11 protein-coding genes are annotated in these 17,148 nt (G+C 71.7%); 9 read left to right on the top strand and 2 right to left on the bottom strand.

The features are described from left to right. The first annotated feature begins 34 nt into the window (after nucleotides 1-34). From moeZ to E1P53_RS07095, 7 genes are all read left to right on the top strand, one after another. Nucleotides 35-1,213: an adenylyltransferase/sulfurtransferase MoeZ gene (gene moeZ, locus E1P53_RS07125; protein ID WP_181371876.1), complete on the top strand. Its 1,179-nt coding sequence runs from the start codon at nucleotides 35-37 to the stop codon at nucleotides 1,211-1,213. A gap of 65 nt (nucleotides 1,214-1,278) precedes the next feature. Then, entirely contained in the window at nucleotides 1,279-2,133 is an 855-nt protein-coding gene (locus E1P53_RS07120) for a TIGR02569 family protein (protein ID WP_006899736.1), read from the top strand. A gap of 244 nt (nucleotides 2,134-2,377) precedes the next feature. Next, nucleotides 2,378-3,958, top strand: coding sequence for an MFS transporter (locus E1P53_RS07115; RefSeq protein WP_131733859.1), 1,581 nt, complete (start codon nucleotides 2,378-2,380; stop codon nucleotides 3,956-3,958). A 58-nt stretch (nucleotides 3,959-4,016) separates the two neighbouring features. Beyond that, on the top strand, nucleotides 4,017-6,614 hold the full coding sequence (nirB, locus tag E1P53_RS07110) for a nitrite reductase large subunit NirB (RefSeq protein WP_131733858.1): 2,598 nt from the start codon (nucleotides 4,017-4,019) through the stop codon (nucleotides 6,612-6,614). Beyond that, the gene (locus E1P53_RS07105) at nucleotides 6,611-7,018 is read left to right on the top strand and encodes a nitrite reductase small subunit NirD (RefSeq protein WP_131733857.1); all 408 of its coding nucleotides are present in this window, start codon (nucleotides 6,611-6,613) and stop codon (nucleotides 7,016-7,018) included. The genes nirB and E1P53_RS07105 overlap by 4 nt, the downstream gene beginning before the upstream one ends. Before the next feature lie 8 nt (nucleotides 7,019-7,026). Beyond that, a complete protein-coding gene (locus E1P53_RS07100; protein ID WP_109239413.1) occupies nucleotides 7,027-8,217 on the top strand; it encodes a uroporphyrinogen-III synthase in 1,191 nt (396 codons plus the stop codon). A gap of 25 nt (nucleotides 8,218-8,242) precedes the next feature. Next, on the top strand, nucleotides 8,243-9,004 hold the full coding sequence (locus E1P53_RS07095; protein WP_181954820.1) for a sirohydrochlorin chelatase: 762 nt from the start codon (nucleotides 8,243-8,245) through the stop codon (nucleotides 9,002-9,004). Between the two features lie 102 nt (nucleotides 9,005-9,106). Here the strand turns inward: E1P53_RS07095 and E1P53_RS07090 are convergent, their stop codons facing one another. Both E1P53_RS07090 and E1P53_RS07085 read right to left on the bottom strand, forming a co-directional pair. After that, complete coding sequence (locus E1P53_RS07090) at nucleotides 9,107-9,406, bottom strand: MGMT family protein (RefSeq protein WP_131733856.1); 300 nt, start codon at nucleotides 9,404-9,406, stop codon at nucleotides 9,107-9,109. Between the two features lie 12 nt (nucleotides 9,407-9,418). Further along, the gene (locus tag E1P53_RS07085; RefSeq protein ID WP_131733855.1) at nucleotides 9,419-10,213 is read right to left on the bottom strand and encodes an alpha/beta fold hydrolase; all 795 of its coding nucleotides are present in this window, start codon (nucleotides 10,211-10,213) and stop codon (nucleotides 9,419-9,421) included. A gap of 114 nt (nucleotides 10,214-10,327) precedes the next feature. Between E1P53_RS07085 and E1P53_RS07080 the strand changes: the two genes are divergently transcribed. Together E1P53_RS07080 and E1P53_RS07075 are read left to right on the top strand one after the other, a co-directional pair. Beyond that, nucleotides 10,328-13,747, top strand: a complete 3,420-nt coding sequence (locus E1P53_RS07080) for an ATP-dependent helicase (RefSeq protein ID WP_131733854.1) — start codon at nucleotides 10,328-10,330, stop codon at nucleotides 13,745-13,747. Continuing rightward, nucleotides 13,740-17,141: an ATP-dependent helicase gene (locus tag E1P53_RS07075; RefSeq protein ID WP_131733853.1), complete on the top strand. Its 3,402-nt coding sequence runs from the start codon at nucleotides 13,740-13,742 to the stop codon at nucleotides 17,139-17,141. The genes E1P53_RS07080 and E1P53_RS07075 overlap by 8 nt, the downstream gene beginning before the upstream one ends. Nucleotides 17,142-17,148: the final 7 nt, after the last annotated feature.

Below are 17,148 nucleotides of genomic sequence, written 5' to 3'. Positions count from 1 at the left end.
CATTTTCTGGAGGCGTCAGGTGTCACAAGGTCCGGTGACCGGTTCGCTGCCACCGCTGGTGGAGCCCGCGGCGGAGCTGAGCAATGAAGAGGTGGCCCGCTACAGCCGTCACCTGATCATCCCGGACGTCGGGATGGACGGGCAGAAGCGGCTGAAGAACGCCAAGGTGCTGGTCATCGGCGCCGGCGGACTCGGCTCGCCGACGCTGCTGTACCTCGCCGCGGCGGGTGTGGGCACCATCGGCATCGTCGAGTTCGACATCGTCGACGAGTCGAACCTGCAGCGCCAGGTCATCCACGGGCAGTCCGACATCGGACGCCCGAAGGCAGAGAGCGCGCGGGACTCCATCCTCGAGATCAACCCGTTCGTCACGGTGAACATCCACGACCAGCGCCTCGAACCGGAAGGCGCGGTCGAGCTGTTCTCGCAGTACGACCTGATCCTCGACGGCACCGACAACTTCGCGACCCGCTACCTCGTCAACGACGCCGCGGTGCTCGCGCACAAGCCCTACGTCTGGGGTTCGATCTACCGCTTCGAGGGGCAGGCGTCGGTGTTCTGGGAGGACGCGCCGGACGGCCGCGGCATCAACTACCGCGACCTCTACCCGCAGGCGCCGCCGCCCGGCATGGTGCCGTCGTGCGCGGAGGGCGGCGTGCTCGGCATCCTCTGCGCGTCGATCGGCTCGATCATGGGCACCGAGGCCATCAAGCTCATCTGCGGCATCGGCGAGCCGCTGCTGGGCCGCCTGATGGTCTACGACGCCCTCGACATGACCTACCGGACGATCCGGATCCGCAAGGACCCCGACCGCGAGCGCATAACCGAGCTCATCGACTACGACGATTTCTGCGGCGTCGTCTCCAACGAGGCCGCCGAGGCCGCGGCAGGGTCGACGATCACCGCCGTCGAACTCAAGGAGAAGATCGACGCGGGGGAGAAGCTGGCCCTGATCGACGTGCGCGAACCCGTCGAGTGGGACATCGTCCACATCGACGGCGCGACACTCGTCCCCAAGGGCGAGATCCTCTCCGGCGAGGGTCTGGCGAAGATCCCGCACGACCGTCCGACGGTCCTGTACTGCAAGACCGGGGTGCGGTCCGCGGAGGCGCTCGCGGCTCTCAAGCGCGCCGGTTTCGCCGACGCGACGCACTTGCAGGGCGGGGTCACGGCCTGGGCGAATCAGGTGGACAAGACCCTTCCCGTCTACTGAGGCGATTCGCGCGCGACACCGCGTGCCTCGTCCACTCGCCGCCGGGCGCTCGCTAATCTGGCCTGGTGAATACCGTCGAGCCGCCCGTACACGTGCTGAACACGTTCGGGCTCACCGCGCATCCACCTGTCGCCCTCGGCGACTCCTGGATCGGTGGGTGGCGCGTCGGTGAGGTCGTGCTGTCGCTGGTGCCCGATCACGCCCGTGCCGCCTGGTCGGCCTCGGTGCGCGAGACGCTGTACGTCGAGGGCCTGCGCATCGCGCGCCCGTTCCGCGCCACCGACGGCCGCTACGTCGTGTCCGGGTGGCGGGCCGACACCTACATCGCCGGCAACCCCGAGCCCCGCCACGACGAGGTCGTCCTCGTCGCCGACCGCCTCCACGAGGCCCTCGCCTCGCTCGAGCGCCCGCGATTCCTGCTGCAGCCGCCGGCCCCGCCGCACACCGACGTCGACGTCTTCACCGCCGCCGACCGCGCCGCGTGGGAGGACGTGCCGTTGCGGTCGGCGCGGGCGGCGGGGATGGCCGAACCGACCTCGCCGGACGGCGTGCAGAGCGTAGAGATGCTCAAGACGCTCGCGAAGCTGCGCAAGCCGGTGGACCTGCCCTCCCAGGTGGTCCACGGAGACCTGTTCGGCACCGTGCTGTTCGCCGGTGCCGCGGCGCCGGGCATCACCGACATCGTCCCGTACTGGCGGCCCGCCCCGTGGGCGGCGGCGGTCGCGGTGGTCGACGCCCTCGCGTGGGGCGGCGCCGACGCCGAACTCATCGACCGCTGGTCCGATCAGCCGGAGTGGCCGCAGATGATGCTGCGGGCGACCATGTTCCGGCTGGCCGTCCACGCCCTGCACCCGCGCTCGACCTCGGGGGCGCTACCCGGTCTGCAGCGCGTGGTCGAGCTGGTGCGTCTACTGGTATAATCCCAGCTCACAGCGGGTATTTCGGGTTCGTGTGAGTTCTCACAGGGCCCGCGTGGCGAAGTGAGGACAACGTGACTGCGAGGTCACGTGACCGCAAATGCCCGCAACACGCTCCCCACATGCTTGGTGGCGAGTCGCACGACATCGGTGTCGGCGGCGCATCGACGGCCGCACCCGGTCGTCGAGTCGCATCGCCGGCGCACTGCACGTGCAGTGACCACCAAGCCACGGAAGACGGGGACGCATGGTTTTCGCAGACCTCAAAGCGCAGTTCACACGTGACCACACCATCACCGACTGGGATCCCGAGGATCGCGTCGCCTGGGACGACGGCAACGCCGAGATCGCCAAGCGCAATCTCGTCTGGTCGGTGATCTGCGAGCACATCGGATTCTCGATCTGGTCCCTGTTCTCGGTGACGGCCCTGTTCATGGGTCCTCAGTACGGCATCAGCCAGGACCAGAAATTCGTCATCGCGGCGACCGCGACCCTCGTCGGCTCGTGCCTGCGCATCCCTTACACCCAGGCCACCGCGCGGTTCGGCGGGCGCAACTGGGCCATCTTCTCCGCCTTCGTGCTGGTCGTCCCGACCGTGATGACGATGGTGCTGATGATGAACCCCGGCGAGTTCGGCTTCGGCTGGTTCCTCGCGGTCGCGGCGATCACCGGGTTCGGCGGCGGCAACTTCGCCTCGTCGATGACCAATATCAACGCCTTCTACCCGCAGCGGTTGAAGGGCTGGGCGCTCGGCCTCAATGCCGGCGGCGGCAACATCGGCGTCCCGGCGGTCCAGGTCATCGGCCTGCTGGTGATCTGGCTCTTCGCCGACCGGCCCGAGATCGTGTGCGCGATCTACCTGGTGGCACTGGCCGTCGCCGGTGTCGGCGCAGCGCTCTACATGGACAATCTCGACCACCAGACGGCCAGCGGCAAGGCGATGGTCGACTGTCTCAAGTACCGCGACACCTGGCTGATCTGCCTGCTCTACGTCGGCACCTTCGGTTCGTTCATCGGTTTCGGATTCGCGTTCAGCCAGGTCCTCAACATCAGCTTCACCTCGGCCGGCGCGTCCAAGCCCGCCCTGGCCGCCGCGCAGATCGCCTGGATCGGCCCGTTGCTCGGCTCGCTCGCCCGCCCCTACGGCGGCAAGCTCGCCGACCGCATCGGCGGCGGCAAGGTGACCCTGTACTGCTTCGTCGCGATGGCCGCGGCCGCGTCGATCCTGGTGGTCGCGGGCATGTCGGCGGACTCCAACGGCAAGGTCATCACCGGCGGCGTGCTGGCCGCCTTCATCACCGGCTTCATCCTGCTGTTCCTGCTCTCGGGTGTCGCCAACGGCTCGGTCTACAAGATCATCCCGACCATCTGGGAGCACAAGGCGCAGTCGCGCACCGGTCTCACCGCCTTCGGCAAGTCCACGTGGTCGCGCAGCATGTCGGGCGCGCTGATCGGCATCGCGGGTGCCGCCGGCGGCCTGGGCGGTGTCGGTATCAACCTGGTCCTGCGGGGCAGCTACAAGTCGAATCAGTCTGCGACACAGGCCTTCTGGGTCTTCCTGATCTTCTACGTGGTGGCTGCGGCGGTCACGTGGTGGTTCTACGCTCGACGCCCGATCGTCCTGGGCGAGAAGGAGACCACGGACCTGCCGGTCCTGGCGGCCGCGGCGGACTCGAGCCCCGTCGCGGGCGACGCAGTGAACACCGTCGCGGGCGACGCGGTGAACACCGTCGCGGGCGACGCGGTGAACACCGTCGCGGGCGACGCGGTGAACACCGTCGCGGGCGACGCGATCGTCGACGGCACGACCGCACCGGCGATCAAATGACCGACCGGGGACGGACTCGGGCACAAACCCCTCGCAGCAAGGCATAGGGAGTGAAGAAGTGAGCAACGAAACCAACGCGGGCCGCAACATCGTCGTCGTGGTGGGCCACGGCATGGTCGGGCACCGCTTCGTCCAGGAGTTGCGCAAGCGCGACATCGACGCCTCCTGGCGCGTGGAGATCGTCTGCGAGGAGGCCGAACCGGCCTACGACCGGGTGGGACTGTCCTCCTATGTCGGTTCGTGGCAACGGGATTCGCTGGCGCTGGACGGCAACACCTACGACGGCGACGAGCTCGTCGTGACCCACCTGGGCGAGACCGTCACCGTCATCGACCGCGCGGCCAAGCGGGTCGTCACCTCGGCGGGCCGCGAGATCGCCTACGACGCACTGGTTCTCGCCACCGGTTCGTACGCCTTCGTGCCGCCGGTGCCCGGACACGACAACGAGAAGTGCTTCGTCTACCGCACGCTCGACGACCTCGACGCGATCCGGGCGGCCGCCGAGGCCGCCGGACCGGGGGCCTCGGGTGTCGTGGTCGGCGGCGGTCTGCTCGGCCTCGAGGCCGCCAACGCCCTCAAGCTGCTCGGCCTCAAGCCGCATGTCGTCGAGTTCGTGCCGCGGCTGATGCCGATGCAGGTCGACTCCGGCGGCGGGTCGATTCTCGAGAACCTCGTCACCGACCTCGGCCTCGAGGTCCACACCGGCGTCGGCACGTCCGAGATCGCCGACGCCGAGAACGGGAACCTGCGGGTCACGCTGTCGGACGAATCGGTCATCGACGCCTCGCTGGTCGTGTTCTCCGCGGGGGTGCGGCCCCGCGACCAGCTCGCCCGCGACGCCGGCCTGCCGGTCGCCGAGCGAGGCGGTGTGCTGGTGGACGCGAGCTGCGTCACCGAGGACGACAGCATCTACGCCATCGGCGAGGTGGCCGCGGTCGAGGGCCGCTGCTACGGACTCGTCGCCCCGGGCTACTCGACGGCCGAGGTCGTCGCCGACCGCCTGCTCGGCGGATCGTCGACCTTCCCGGGCGCCGACCTGTCGACCAAGCTCAAGCTCCTCGGCGTCGACGTCGCCAGCTTCGGCGACGCCTTCGCGACCACCGAGAACGCGCTCGAGATCACCTACCGCGACGCGGTCGCCGGCAGATACGCCAAGATCGTCGTCAGCGACGACGCCAAGACGCTGCTCGGCGGCATCCTGGTCGGCGACGCGTCGGCCTACGCGATGCTCAAGCCGATGGTCGGCCGGGAGATCCCGGGCGATCCGGCCGCGCTGATCGCACCCGAGGGCGGCGTCGGGGTCGGCATGGACGCGCTGCCCGACGACGCGGAGATCTGCTCGTGCAACGGCGTCTCCAAGGGCAGCATCTGCTCGGCGATCGCCGAGGGCGCCTGCGACATCGCCGCGATCAAGGGCTGCACGTCGGCCGGCACCACCTGCGGTGGCTGTGTGCCGAGCATCAAGCAGCTGCTCGAGGCCTCCGGCGTGGAGCTCAGCAAGTCGCTGTGCGAGCACTTCGCCCAGTCTCGCGCCGAGCTCTTCCAGATCGTCGCGGCCACCGGCATTCGCACCTTCTCCGAGCTCATCGAGCGCTACGGCACCGGCCTCGGCTGCGAGATCTGCAAGCCCACGGTCGCGTCGATCCTCGCCTCGACCTCCAGCGACCACATCCTCGACGGAGAGCAGGCGGCGCTGCAGGACACCAACGACCACTTCCTGGCGAACATGCAGAAGAACGGCTCGTACTCGGTGGTGCCGCGCATGCCCGGCGGTGAGGTCACGCCCGAGCAGCTCATCGTCATCGGCGAGATCGCCCGCGACTTCGGCCTGTACACCAAGATCACCGGCGGCCAGCGCATCGACCTGTTCGGCGCCCGGGTCGACCAGCTGCCGGAGATCTGGCGCCGCCTCGTCGACGCCGGCATGGAGTCGGGCCATGCGTACGGCAAGAGCCTGCGCACGGTGAAGAGCTGCGTCGGCTCGACGTGGTGCCGTTACGGCGTGCAGGACTCGGTCGGCATGGCGGTCTTCCTGGAGAAGCGCTACCGCGGCCTGCGCTCGCCGCACAAGCTGAAGTTCGGCGTCTCCGGCTGTGCCCGTGAGTGCGCAGAGGCCCGCGGCAAGGACGTCGGCGTCATCGCCACCGAGCACGGCTGGAACCTGTACGTCGGCGGCAACGGAGGTCAGAGCCCCAGGCATGCGCAGCTGCTGGCCAGCGGGGTGGATGACGAAACCCTGGTCGCCTACATTGATCGGTATCTCATGTTCTACATCCGGACCGCCGATCGACTGCAGCGCACGGCCCCGTGGCTGGAGTCCCTCGACGGCGGGTTGGATCACCTGAAGGCGGTCGTCTGCGAGGACAGCCTCGGCATCGCCGCCGATCTCGAGGAGGCGATGGACCGCCACGTCGCCGGTTACCAGGACGAATGGGCGGCGGTGCTCGACGACGAGGAGAAGCTCAAGCGGTTCGTGTCGTTCGTGAACGCACCCGATGTGGTCGACCCGACGATCCGATTCGCCGAATACGAACGAAAGGTCCCGGTTCTGCTGGACCTGCCGCAGGTGCGTCCGGGGGCGTCGACGCCGAGCGACTCCCGGGCCGGGGCGGACGGTCCGGCGAACGAGCCGGTCAAGGAAGGAGTGCCGACATGACGGTCGCACCACACGAGACCATGCCGACACCGGCGCCGGTCGCGGGCACCTGGGTGCGGGCCTGCCCGCTCGACGGCCTCGTCGTCGGCCGCGGCGTCGCGGTCCTGGGGCCCGCCGGGGAGCAGGCCGCGCTGTTCCGGATGCCCGCCGCCGAGACCGACCGGGAGGCGGTCGGCCGCAGTCGGCTGTATGCGATCGGCAACATCGACCCGTTCGGCCGGGCCGCGGTCCTCTCCCGCGGCCTCGCCGGCGACCACGGCGGGGAACCGACCGTGGCGTCGCCGCTGGGCAAGCAGGTGTTCTCCCTGCGCACCGGCGTTTGTCTCGACGACGAGACGGTGTCGGTGCCGAGCTACGGCGTGCGCGTCGTCGACCGGATCGTCGAGGTGTTCTTTCCCGCGTGAACACCGACATCGATCAGGCCGGCGAACCCGCCGACGCCGGTTCCGAGGCCACCGACACCCCCGTCGCACTTCCGCTCACCGGGTTCACGATCGGCGTGACCGCGGCCCGGCGGGCGGACGAGTTCGCCGCGCTGCTCGAACGACGCGGTGCGGCGGTCGTGCACGCCCCGACCATCCGCATCCTGCCGCTGGTGGACGACACCGAGCTCGAACGGGTCACCGAGGAGATCATCGCGTCGCCGCCGCAGATCATGGTCGCCACCACCGGCATCGGTTTCCGCGGCTGGATCGAGGCCGCGGACGGCTGGGGCAGGGCCGAGGCCGTCCTGGGGGCGTTGTCACAGAGCCGGCTCATCGCCCGCGGGCCCAAGGCCAAGGGCGCGATCCGGGCGGCGGGCCTGCGCGAGGAGTGGTCGCCGGAGAGCGAGTCCTCCTCGGAGGTGCTCGACCACCTGCTCGCCGAGGGCGTCGAGGGGGTGCGGATCGCGGTGCAGCTGCACGGCGCCACCAGCGAGTGGGAGCCGCTGCCGGATTTCTGCACGGTCCTGCGCGCCGCCGGCGCCGAGGTCGTCCCGATCCCGGTGTACCGCTGGAACATGCATCCCGACGTCGCCCGGATCGACAAGATGATCGCGTCGGTGTTGCGCGGCGACCTGGACGCGATCACGTTCACCAGCGCGCCGGCCGCGGCGTCGATCCTGACCCGCGCCAAGGAACTGGGCAAGTTGCAGCAGTTCGTCCACGCGCTGCGCACGACGGTGCCGGTGATGTGTGTCGGCTCGGTGACGGCGAGCCCCCTGGAGGCGCTGCAGATCCCGACGCTGTACCCGCGCCGCTTCCGCCTCGGCGCACTGGCGCGGCTGATCACCGACGAACTGCCGCGCCGGTCGCACGTGCTGCGGGTGGCCGGCCACGACACCGCGATCCGCGGCCAGGCCGTCGTCGTGGACTCCGAGCTCAAGGAGCTCTCGTCGACCGGCCTGATGCTGCTCAAACTGCTGGCCCGCAATCCCGGCCGCGTGGTGTCGCGCCAGGAGATGCTGGCCGTTCTGCCCGGCGACAGCTCCGACACCCACGCGGTGGAGGTCGCGGTCGCCAGACTGCGTGCCGCGCTGGGGGATTCGAAGATGGTGCAGACCGTCGTCAAGCGCGGCTATCGTCTCGCCGTCGACCTCGAGTACGACGGCGAAGACGAGTGACGCGACCAGGGGAGATCGACACGAGATGAGAGACGGCACCTTCGTGACCGGCGACGACGTCCGTCTGCCGTACGGCGATCGCCTGCGCGACGTCAGCCCGGTCCTGGTCGCACACGGGACCCGTAATCCACACGGCGTCAGCGTGATCGCCGAGATCGCCGAGGCCGTCGGCAGGCGGATCGGCGTGACCCGCACGGCGTTCGTCGACGTGCTGGGGCCGACGCCGAGCGAGGTGATCGCCGATCTCGACAAACCCGCCGTCCTGGTGCCCGCCTTCCTCGCATCGGGCTACCACGTCCGCAAGGACATCCCGGAGCACGTCGCGCTGGCCGGCCGGCCCGACACCGTGGTCACCCGCGCGCTCGGTCCCGACCCCGCGATCGCCGCGGTCGCGCGACTCCGCCTGGCCGAGGCCGGCTGGGAACCCGGCGACGCCGTCGTTCTCGCGGCCGCCGGGTCGTCCGACGAGAGCGCCTGTGGACAGGTGTATCTGGCTGCGCGCCAACTGGAATCGCTGATCGGCGGACGGGTCGAGGTCGGGTTCATCGCCACCGCGCAGCCGTCGGTGCCCGATGCGATCGAACGCGCACGACGCACCGGCCGTCGGGTCGTCGTCGCGAGCCACCTGCTCGCGCCGGGCCTGTTCCACCAGCGTCTGCAGACCTATGGCGCCGACGCGGTGGCCGCGCCGCTCGGCCCGGACCCGCGCATCGTCGACCTGATCATCACCCGCATGCGCGCGGCGATCAGCCCGTACCGCCGGAGCCCGGTGGCGCGCACGGCCTGAGCGTCACGGTCCGGGTCTCGCCACGTCCTCGGCAGGGACGCCGGTCCCTCGACCGCCGGCGGTGCGTCATGGCCGCCTGTGTGTCGAGGGCGGCCCCTCACGTCAGGGGATCGCCCATCGGCACTCCCGCAACCTGATTCGCCCATCTGCGATCGGAACGCCCTCGGCGGCGAGCCGCTCCAGCTGCCGCGAGGCCAGATGCGGTGCGGGGCGACCGCTTGCCGGCACGACGCGGTGCCAGGGCAGGTCCGCGGTGTCGGTGCGCATGATCCAGCCGACGATGCGCGGACTCGACAACCCGGCCGCGGCCGCCAGGTCGCCGTAGGTGCTGACCCGCCCGGCCGGGATGGCGGCGACCAGCGCGCGGACCGCCTCGACCTGCTCTTCGGTGACCGCCGCCATCGTGGCCCCGGCTCAGAACAGCGACCGGATGAGCGACGCGGACAGCTCCGGCGCGAGGAACGGCACCATGTGCTCGCAGTCGGCATGGTGCACGGTGACGGAGCCGGCGCGCTCGCTCGCGCAGGCCTCCAGGAACGCCGGTCGCACGAACGGCGGCTGAACCCGGTCGGCGACCACGACGTGCGTCGGGATGCCCGGCGGCGGCAGCACCGCGGGGCGGGCCATCTCGCTCCACGACGCCGCGGCGGCGGGAGCGCTCACCCGCCACCCGACCCGGCCGTGCGGGCGGGCGACGAGATGCTCGGCGATCTCGGCCTCGAGGATCTCGTCGGGCACCGCGGCCCAGCCCTCGGCGCGTTTGGCCGAGCGCGCCGCGTCCGCGTCGGCGTAGTCCCAGTTGTCGAGGCTGTTGGTCGCGACCTCCAGCGCGAAATCCGGGTCGAGTCCCTGGGCGGGGTCGAGCAGGACGATGCCCCTGACCGCCTCGGGGCGACGATTCGCCAGGTGCAGGGCGAGGGCCCCGCCGAAGGAATGGCCGACCACGACGACCTGCCGGTCCGTCGGCACGTGCTCGTCGAGCACCTGCGACAACGCCCGCACCTGGTGCTCGATGCTCCACGGCGGGCGCCAGGGGGAGCGGCCGTGCCCGATCAGGTCGGGTGCGACGATGCGCACACCGGGCAGGTACCCGGCCAGCGGTCCCCAGCGTTTGCCGTGCCCGGTCAGGCCGTGGATCGCGAGCACCGTCGGGGTCTCGCCGGAGGACGGTGAATCCCCGTCGAACACATGGGTGTTGAGAGTTGCCACGCCTCCTATCGTGCCGGATGGCGCCGACGGCCGCCCGCCGCACCCACCGCTTCCCGCGGCCGCGTGGCGTCGGCGGCGACCGGGCCGTCGGTGGCTCGTGATTGCATGGGTGCCATGAGTCGCAACCCGGGCACCCAGGCCTCGCGCAGCGCCCTGCGCGCGCGGCTGGTCGCGGCACCCGAGGCCGTCGACGCGCCGCGCGACTGGCCTGCGCACATCCGGCGCGTGATCGATCCCGCCGGCACCAGGGCCACCGGCGAAGAGCAACAGGCGTGGCGTCCGATCCGGGTCCACGGCGGGCCGGGCAGCGGCAAGACCGCGCTCATCGTCGACGCCGCGGTGGCGCGTCTGCTCGATCCGGACACCGATCCGGAATCGGTCCTGGTCCTCGCCTCCAGCCGTCGGGCCGCGGTCGCGCTGCGGGAGGAGATCACCCGACGGGTCCTGTCGGCCCACGCCGAAGGACGGCGCGTGCTGGGCGGGGCCCTGCGCGAGCCGCTGGTGCGCACCGTGCACTCCTACGCGTTCGCCATCCTGCGGCTGCAGGCCGGCGCGCACGGCAACCCGCCGCCCCGGCTGATCACCGGTTCCGAACAGGACGTCGTCCTGCGCGAGCTGCTCGCGGGCGACATCGAGGACGGCGCGGAGTACTGGCCGGCACACCTGCGGCCGGCGCTCGGCACCGACGGATTCGCGCAGGCCCTGCGCGACCTGATGATGCGCGCCGCCGAACGCGGTGTCGGGCCGGAGGAACTCGCCGCGCTGGGCAAGAAGCACAAGCGCCCGGAGTGGGTGGCCGCCGGACGCGCCTACGCGCAGTACGAGCAGAACATGCTGCTGCGCGGCGCGGTGGGACTCGAGACCCCCGGCGCCTCGGCGCCGGCCGTCGACGCGGCCGAGCTCATCGGCTCCGCGCTCTCGGCGTTCGCCACCGACCCGGACCTGCTCAGCGGCGAGCGGCGCCGCATCCGGCATCTCCTCGTCGACGACGCGCAGCATCTCGATCCGCAGGCCGCGCAGCTGATCCGGCTGGTCGGCACCGGCACGGTGTCGACCATCATCGCCGCCGACACCGACCAGTCCGTGTTCGGTTTCCGCGGCGCCAGCCCGCGCTTCGCCGACGGCCTGGCCGATCCGGGCTCCGACCGCGACATCGTCCTCGAACACGACTTCCGCGCGCACCCCGACATCGCGCGACTCGGGCGGGCCATCGCCGCGCGGCTCCCGGGCGCCCGGCCGCACCCGTACCCGCAACCGGTGTCCGAGCTCGATGCCGACCGCGAGGCGGAGGTCCCGAAGGACGCCGCCGCGGTGCGCATCTACGGTTCGGCGGCGAAGGAGGCCACCGCCATCGCCGACATGCTGCGCCGCGCGCACCTCTTCGACGGGGTGCCGTGGTCGCAGATGGCCGTCATCGTGCGGTCGGTCTCGCTGGCGTTGCCGCCGCTGCGCCGGGCCTTCCGCTCGGCGGGCGTCCCGGTCACCACGCCCGCCGGCGACCTGCCCCTGCACCGGCAACGCGCGGTCATCGCGCTGATGCTGGTGCTGCGCGTGGTCGCGGCCCGCCGGCACGACCCGACCGCCCACACCGATCCGGACACCCCCGAACTCTTCACGACCGAGGACACCCTGACCCTGCTGTCCGGCCCGATCGGCGGTGCCGACCCCGGTGCGATGCGCCGGCTCCGGCGCGGCATCCGCCGCCTCGACGAGACGAAAGATCCTTCGGGGCAGCAGGATTCGCTCACGTCGCTGACGCGGGCCATCCTCGATCCGGAGCTCGGCACCCGCTACCGGCGCTCCCTGACCGAGACCGAGGCCGCGCCGCTGGGGCGGGTGCTCGACGTCGTGGCCGCGGCCCAGCGGGCACACGACGCCGGGCGCGGCATCGAGGAGACGCTCTGGGCGGCGTGGCAGGCCACCGGGCTCGAACGTCGCTGGGCCGCCTCCGCGGTCCGCGGCGGACCCGCCGGCGAGCAGGCCGACCGCGACCTCGACGCCGTCATGGCGATGTTCGAGGCCGCGGCGAACTTCGCCGACACCCTGCCCGCGGCCGGCCCGGCCGGGTTCGTGCACTACCTGTCGCAGCTGCAGATCCCCCGCGACAGCCGGACGCCCACCGCCGCAGCCGAATCCGTGACGGTGCTGTCGGCCCATGCCGCCGTCGGCCGGGAGTGGGAGGTGGTCGCGGTCGCCGGTGTGCAGGACGGCCTGTGGCCATCGCTGCGCAGTCGCGGCGGCGTGCTCGGCACCGCGGCGCTCGTCGACCTGCTCGACGGGATGGACGCCGAGGCCGTCGACACCGTCGCCCGCGGCGCCGCCGCGCTGGCCGACGAGCGGAGGTTGTTCCTCGTGGCCTGCACCAGGGCGCGTCGTCGCCTGCTGGTGACGGCGGTGGAGGACGGCAGCGGCGACGCCTCCCCGTCGCGGTTCATCACCGAACTCGCCGATCTGGTGGCCGACGCCGACGCCGACGACGCCGCGTCGCGGCCCGAGCCCGCGCTCGACCCGGGCGTCGACCGCGTCCTGTCGCTGCCGTCGCTGGTCGCGACCCTGCGATCGGTGGTGGTGGCCGGCGCGCACGACCCCGACGAGCGGACCCGGGCCGCCGCGCGCCTGCTCGCGGTCCTGGCCGACTCCGACATCCCGGGAGCCCATCCGCGGGACTGGTTCGGCCTCGCCGAGCCCAGCACCGACGCCCCGCTGTGGACCCCGGACCAGGGGCCGGTGGTGTTGTCGCCGTCGAATGTCGAGGCACTCAACCGGTGTTCGCTGCGGTGGGTGCTCGAGCGCAACGGGGGCCGCGACGGCGACGGGACGCCCGCCCTCACCGGCAGCCTGGTGCACACCCTGGTCCAGGCGGTCGCCGGGCAGATGGACCCGCAGGAGGTCACCGCGGCCCTGCGCGCGATCTGGGACCGCGTCGACACCGGCGCGGGCTGGTACTCCGCGCGCGAGCTCGAACGCGCGGAGAACATGCTCACCCACTTCCGCGACTGGCTGCGGCTGTCCCGGTCCGAGCTCGAGGAGGTGGGCGTCGAGCTGCCTGTCGACGCGACGATCCCCGCCGGCCCGGTGCACGACGACACCGCCGGCGACGCCGAGGCCCCGCCGGTGCGCCTGCGCGGCCGCGTCGACCGGCTCGAGGTCGACGCGCAGGGTCGCCCGGTGGTCGTCGACGTCAAGACCTCCAAGAACCCCATCACCAAGACCGAGGCCGACGAACACGCGCAGATGGCGGCCTACCAGGTGGCCCTCGCGCACGGCGGCGTGCCGCAGTTCGGCGAGGCGACCCCGGGCGGGGCGCGGCTGGTGTACGTGGCCAAGGCGCACCGGGATTCGGGTGCGACCGAGCGGGTCCAGTCGCCGCTGACGCCGGAGATGCTCGACGAGTGGATCGGGGAGGTCCGTCGCGCGGCGCGCGCGAGCATCGGCCCGACCTTCCGCGCGACGCCGAATCCCGGCTGCCAGCACTGCGCGCTGACGGCCAGCTGCCCGGCCAAGATCCCCGGAAAGGCGGTGACCGATGACTAGCGAGGCGACGCAGACCCCGACCGGGCGTCCGCTGATCGGCGCCAAGACGCTCGCCGCAGCTCTCGGGCTCCCCGAGCCGACTCCCGAGCAGGTGGCGGTCATCGAGGCGCCGGTCGAGCCGATGCTCGTGGTCGCCGGTGCCGGCGCGGGAAAGACGGAGACGATGGCCTCGCGCGTCGTGTGGCTCGTCGCCAACCAGATCGTCGCGCCCGACGAGATCCTGGGCCTGACCTTCACCCGCAAGGCCGCCAGCGAGCTCGGCGCGCGCATCCGCCGACGCCTGTCAATGCTGTCGGGGTCTGCGGCACTGCGCAATTGGGACCCCGACGGCTCGCTGGCCGCCCGGCTGCGCGGGGCCGACCCCGAGGTCAGCACCTACCACGCCTATGCCGGTCGGCTCATCGCCGACTACGGCCTGCTGCTGCCGGTCGAGCCGTCGTCGACGCTGCTCACCGAGACGGAGCTGTGGCAGCTGGCCTTCGGGCTCGTCTCGTCGTGGCCGGAGGATCTCGACACCGACAAGGTCCCGGCGAGCGTCACCGAGGCCGTGCTCAAGCTGTACGGCGAGATGTCGGAGCACCTCGTCGACATCGACGACCTCGAGAAGGCCGGGTCGAGGCTGTACGAGCTCATCGACACCCTCCCGAAGGGCCCTCGGCAGCGCGACAAGCCGTCGCAGGCGTTGCTGAAGATCAAGGAGGTCATCGATGAGCGGCGGGCGCTGCTCCCGCTCGTGCGCGCGCTCGCCGACACCATGCGCGCGCAGTCCGCGCTCGATTTCGGCAGCCAGATGTCGCTGGCCGCACGGCTCGTCGTCGGCAACCCCGAGGTGGTGGAGTCCGAACGCGCGGCGTTCCGCGCGGTGCTCCTCGACGAGTACCAGGACACCGGCCACTCCCAGCGCATCCTGCTGTCGACGCTGTTCGGCGGGCACGGGCCGTCGCGGGAGCCGGTGGCGGTCACCGCGGTCGGCGATCCGATCCAGTCCATCTACGGCTGGCGTGGCGCGTCCGCGGCCAACCTGCCCCGGTTCGCCCGCGACTTCCCTCGTCCCGACGGCTCGCCCGCGCACCGCCGCGAACTGCTCACCAGTTGGCGCAACGCGGCGCAGGCCCTGCGCCTGGCGAACCAGGTGTCCGAGGAACTCCGGCGCCGGGGCATCCCGGTCAGCGTCCTGCGGCCGCGGCCCGACGCCCCGCACGGAACGGCGACCATCGCGCTCACCGAGACCGTCATCGACGAGCGCAGCTGGATCGCCGACTCGATCGAGGAGCGATGGAAGGCCGCCGAGGCCGCCGGCGAGGCGCCGCCGACGACCGCGATCCTGGTGCGGCGCAACGAGGATTCGGCGCCGTTGGCCGCCGAGCTGGAGAGCCGCGGGATCCCCGCCGAGGTCGTCGGCATCGGCGGCCTGCTGCACGTGCCCGAGATCGAGGACATCATCGCCACCCTGCGCGTGATGGCCGACCCGATGGCCGGCACCGCGGTCATACGCCTGCTGACGGGTGCGCGCTGGCGGCTCGGGGCCAAGGACCTCGCCGCGCTGTGGCGGCGCGCCACCACCCTCGCCGCGGAGAGCTACGCCGAATCGGTGGGCGTGGTCACCAGCCGCGAACAGCTCGACGCCGCACTCGATTCCGTCCTGCCCACCGAGATCGTCGACCGGGCCGGCCTCGCCGACGCCGTCGTCGACCCCGGTGACCCGGGCGACTACAGCCCGGAGGGATACGCGCGCATCCGCGCGTTCGGGGCACAGCTGGAATCGCTGCGGCGTCGCATCGGGCAGCCGCTGCCCGAGCTCGTCGCCGACGTGGAGCACACCATCGGCGTGGGCGTCGAGGCCCAGATCCGCGCACGCCGCATGCGCGGCGCCATCACCGGACGCGAGCACCTCGACGCCTTCGCCGACTACGTCAGCCACTACGCCGACCGTCCAGGCGCGAACCTCCCCGGCCTGCTGGCCTTCCTGGACGCCGCCGAGACCATCGAGAAGGGCCTGGAGCCGGGCAAGATCGAAGTGGCCGACCAGCGCGTGCAGATCCTCACCGTGCACGCCGCGAAGGGACTCGAGTGGGACGTCGTGGCGATCCCGCACCTGGCGAAGGGGATCTTCCCCAGCGCCAAGGCCGACACCACCTGGCTCGGCAGCGCCCGCGAACTCCCGGCCGAGCTGCGCGGCGACCTCGCGACCCCTTCCGAGTCGGCAGACGGTGCGGCCGAAGGGTTCCCGGTGCTCAAACTCGACGCGCTGGCCGACCGCAAGCAGCTCGAGGAGGCGATCGCCGACCACAAGGCGGCCATCTCACAGCGACGCCTCGAAGAGGACCGCCGCCTGCTCTACGTCGCGCTGACCCGTGCCCGGCACGACCTGCTGATCTCGGCACACCACTGGTCGGAGACCGGGGACAAGCCGCGCGGCGGATCGGAGTTCTTCGACGAGCTGATGACCGCCATCGACGAGGTGATCACCGATCCGTCGGTCGACTCCACGGGCATGTCCATCGCGGTCCGCACCCCGCCGCCGGCCGACGACGCGACCAACCCGCTCGCCGAACGCGTCGTCGCCGAGTCGTGGCCGCGGGACCCGCTCGCCGGACGCCGCGACGCGGTGCAGGCCGCCGCCGACCTCGTGCTCGAGGCGATCGCGAAGCGGGAGGCGCCCGCGCTGTTCGACGCCCCGTCCGACGCGGCGGGGCAGGCCGAGCTCGCAGCGGCCGACCCCGACGATGAGATCGCCGCCTGGGAGGCGGAGGTGTCGGCGCTGCTCGACGAACACCACCAGGCCAACCAGGCGCTCGTCGAGGTCACGCTGCCGACCCACCTGTCGGTCAGCCAGCTCGTCGAACTCGACGCCGACGAGGCCGAGTTCGCCCGGCGGCTCCGGCGGCCCACGCCGTTCCGGCCCAATCCGATGGCGCGGCGTGGTACCGCATTCCACGCCTGGGTGGAACGGTGGTTCGGCGCGACGCGACTGCTCGACGTCGACGAACTCCCCGGTGCCGCCGATGCCACGGCCAGCCCCGACGCCGACCTCGATGCCCTGCGCGAGGCCTTTCTCGCCTCGCCGTGGGCCAACCGGAGCCCCACCGAGGTGGAGGTCCCGTTCGAGACGGTCATCGGCGGCATCGTGGTGCGCGGGCGCATCGACGCGGTCTTCGCAGAGAAGGACGGGTCGTGGACGGTGGTCGACTGGAAGACCGGCGTGGTTCCCGAACCGGCGAAACGGGAGTCGCTGTTCATCCAGCTGGCCGCCTACCGCATCGCGTGGGCCCAGCTGGCCGGCGTTCCCGTCGAGAAGGTCCGCGCGGCTTTCCACTACGTCCGCGACGGACACACGCTGATGGCCGACGACCTCCCCGACGAGGCGACGCTCGCGGCCAAGCTGGCCAAATGAGCTCCCA

The organism is Gordonia paraffinivorans (assembly GCF_900683595.1).
GTDB classification, from domain to species: Bacteria; Actinomycetota; Actinomycetes; order Mycobacteriales; family Mycobacteriaceae; genus Gordonia; species Gordonia paraffinivorans.
Note: the sequence above shows the minus strand (reverse complement) of the source record. Positions and strands in the feature narration are given on the sequence as shown.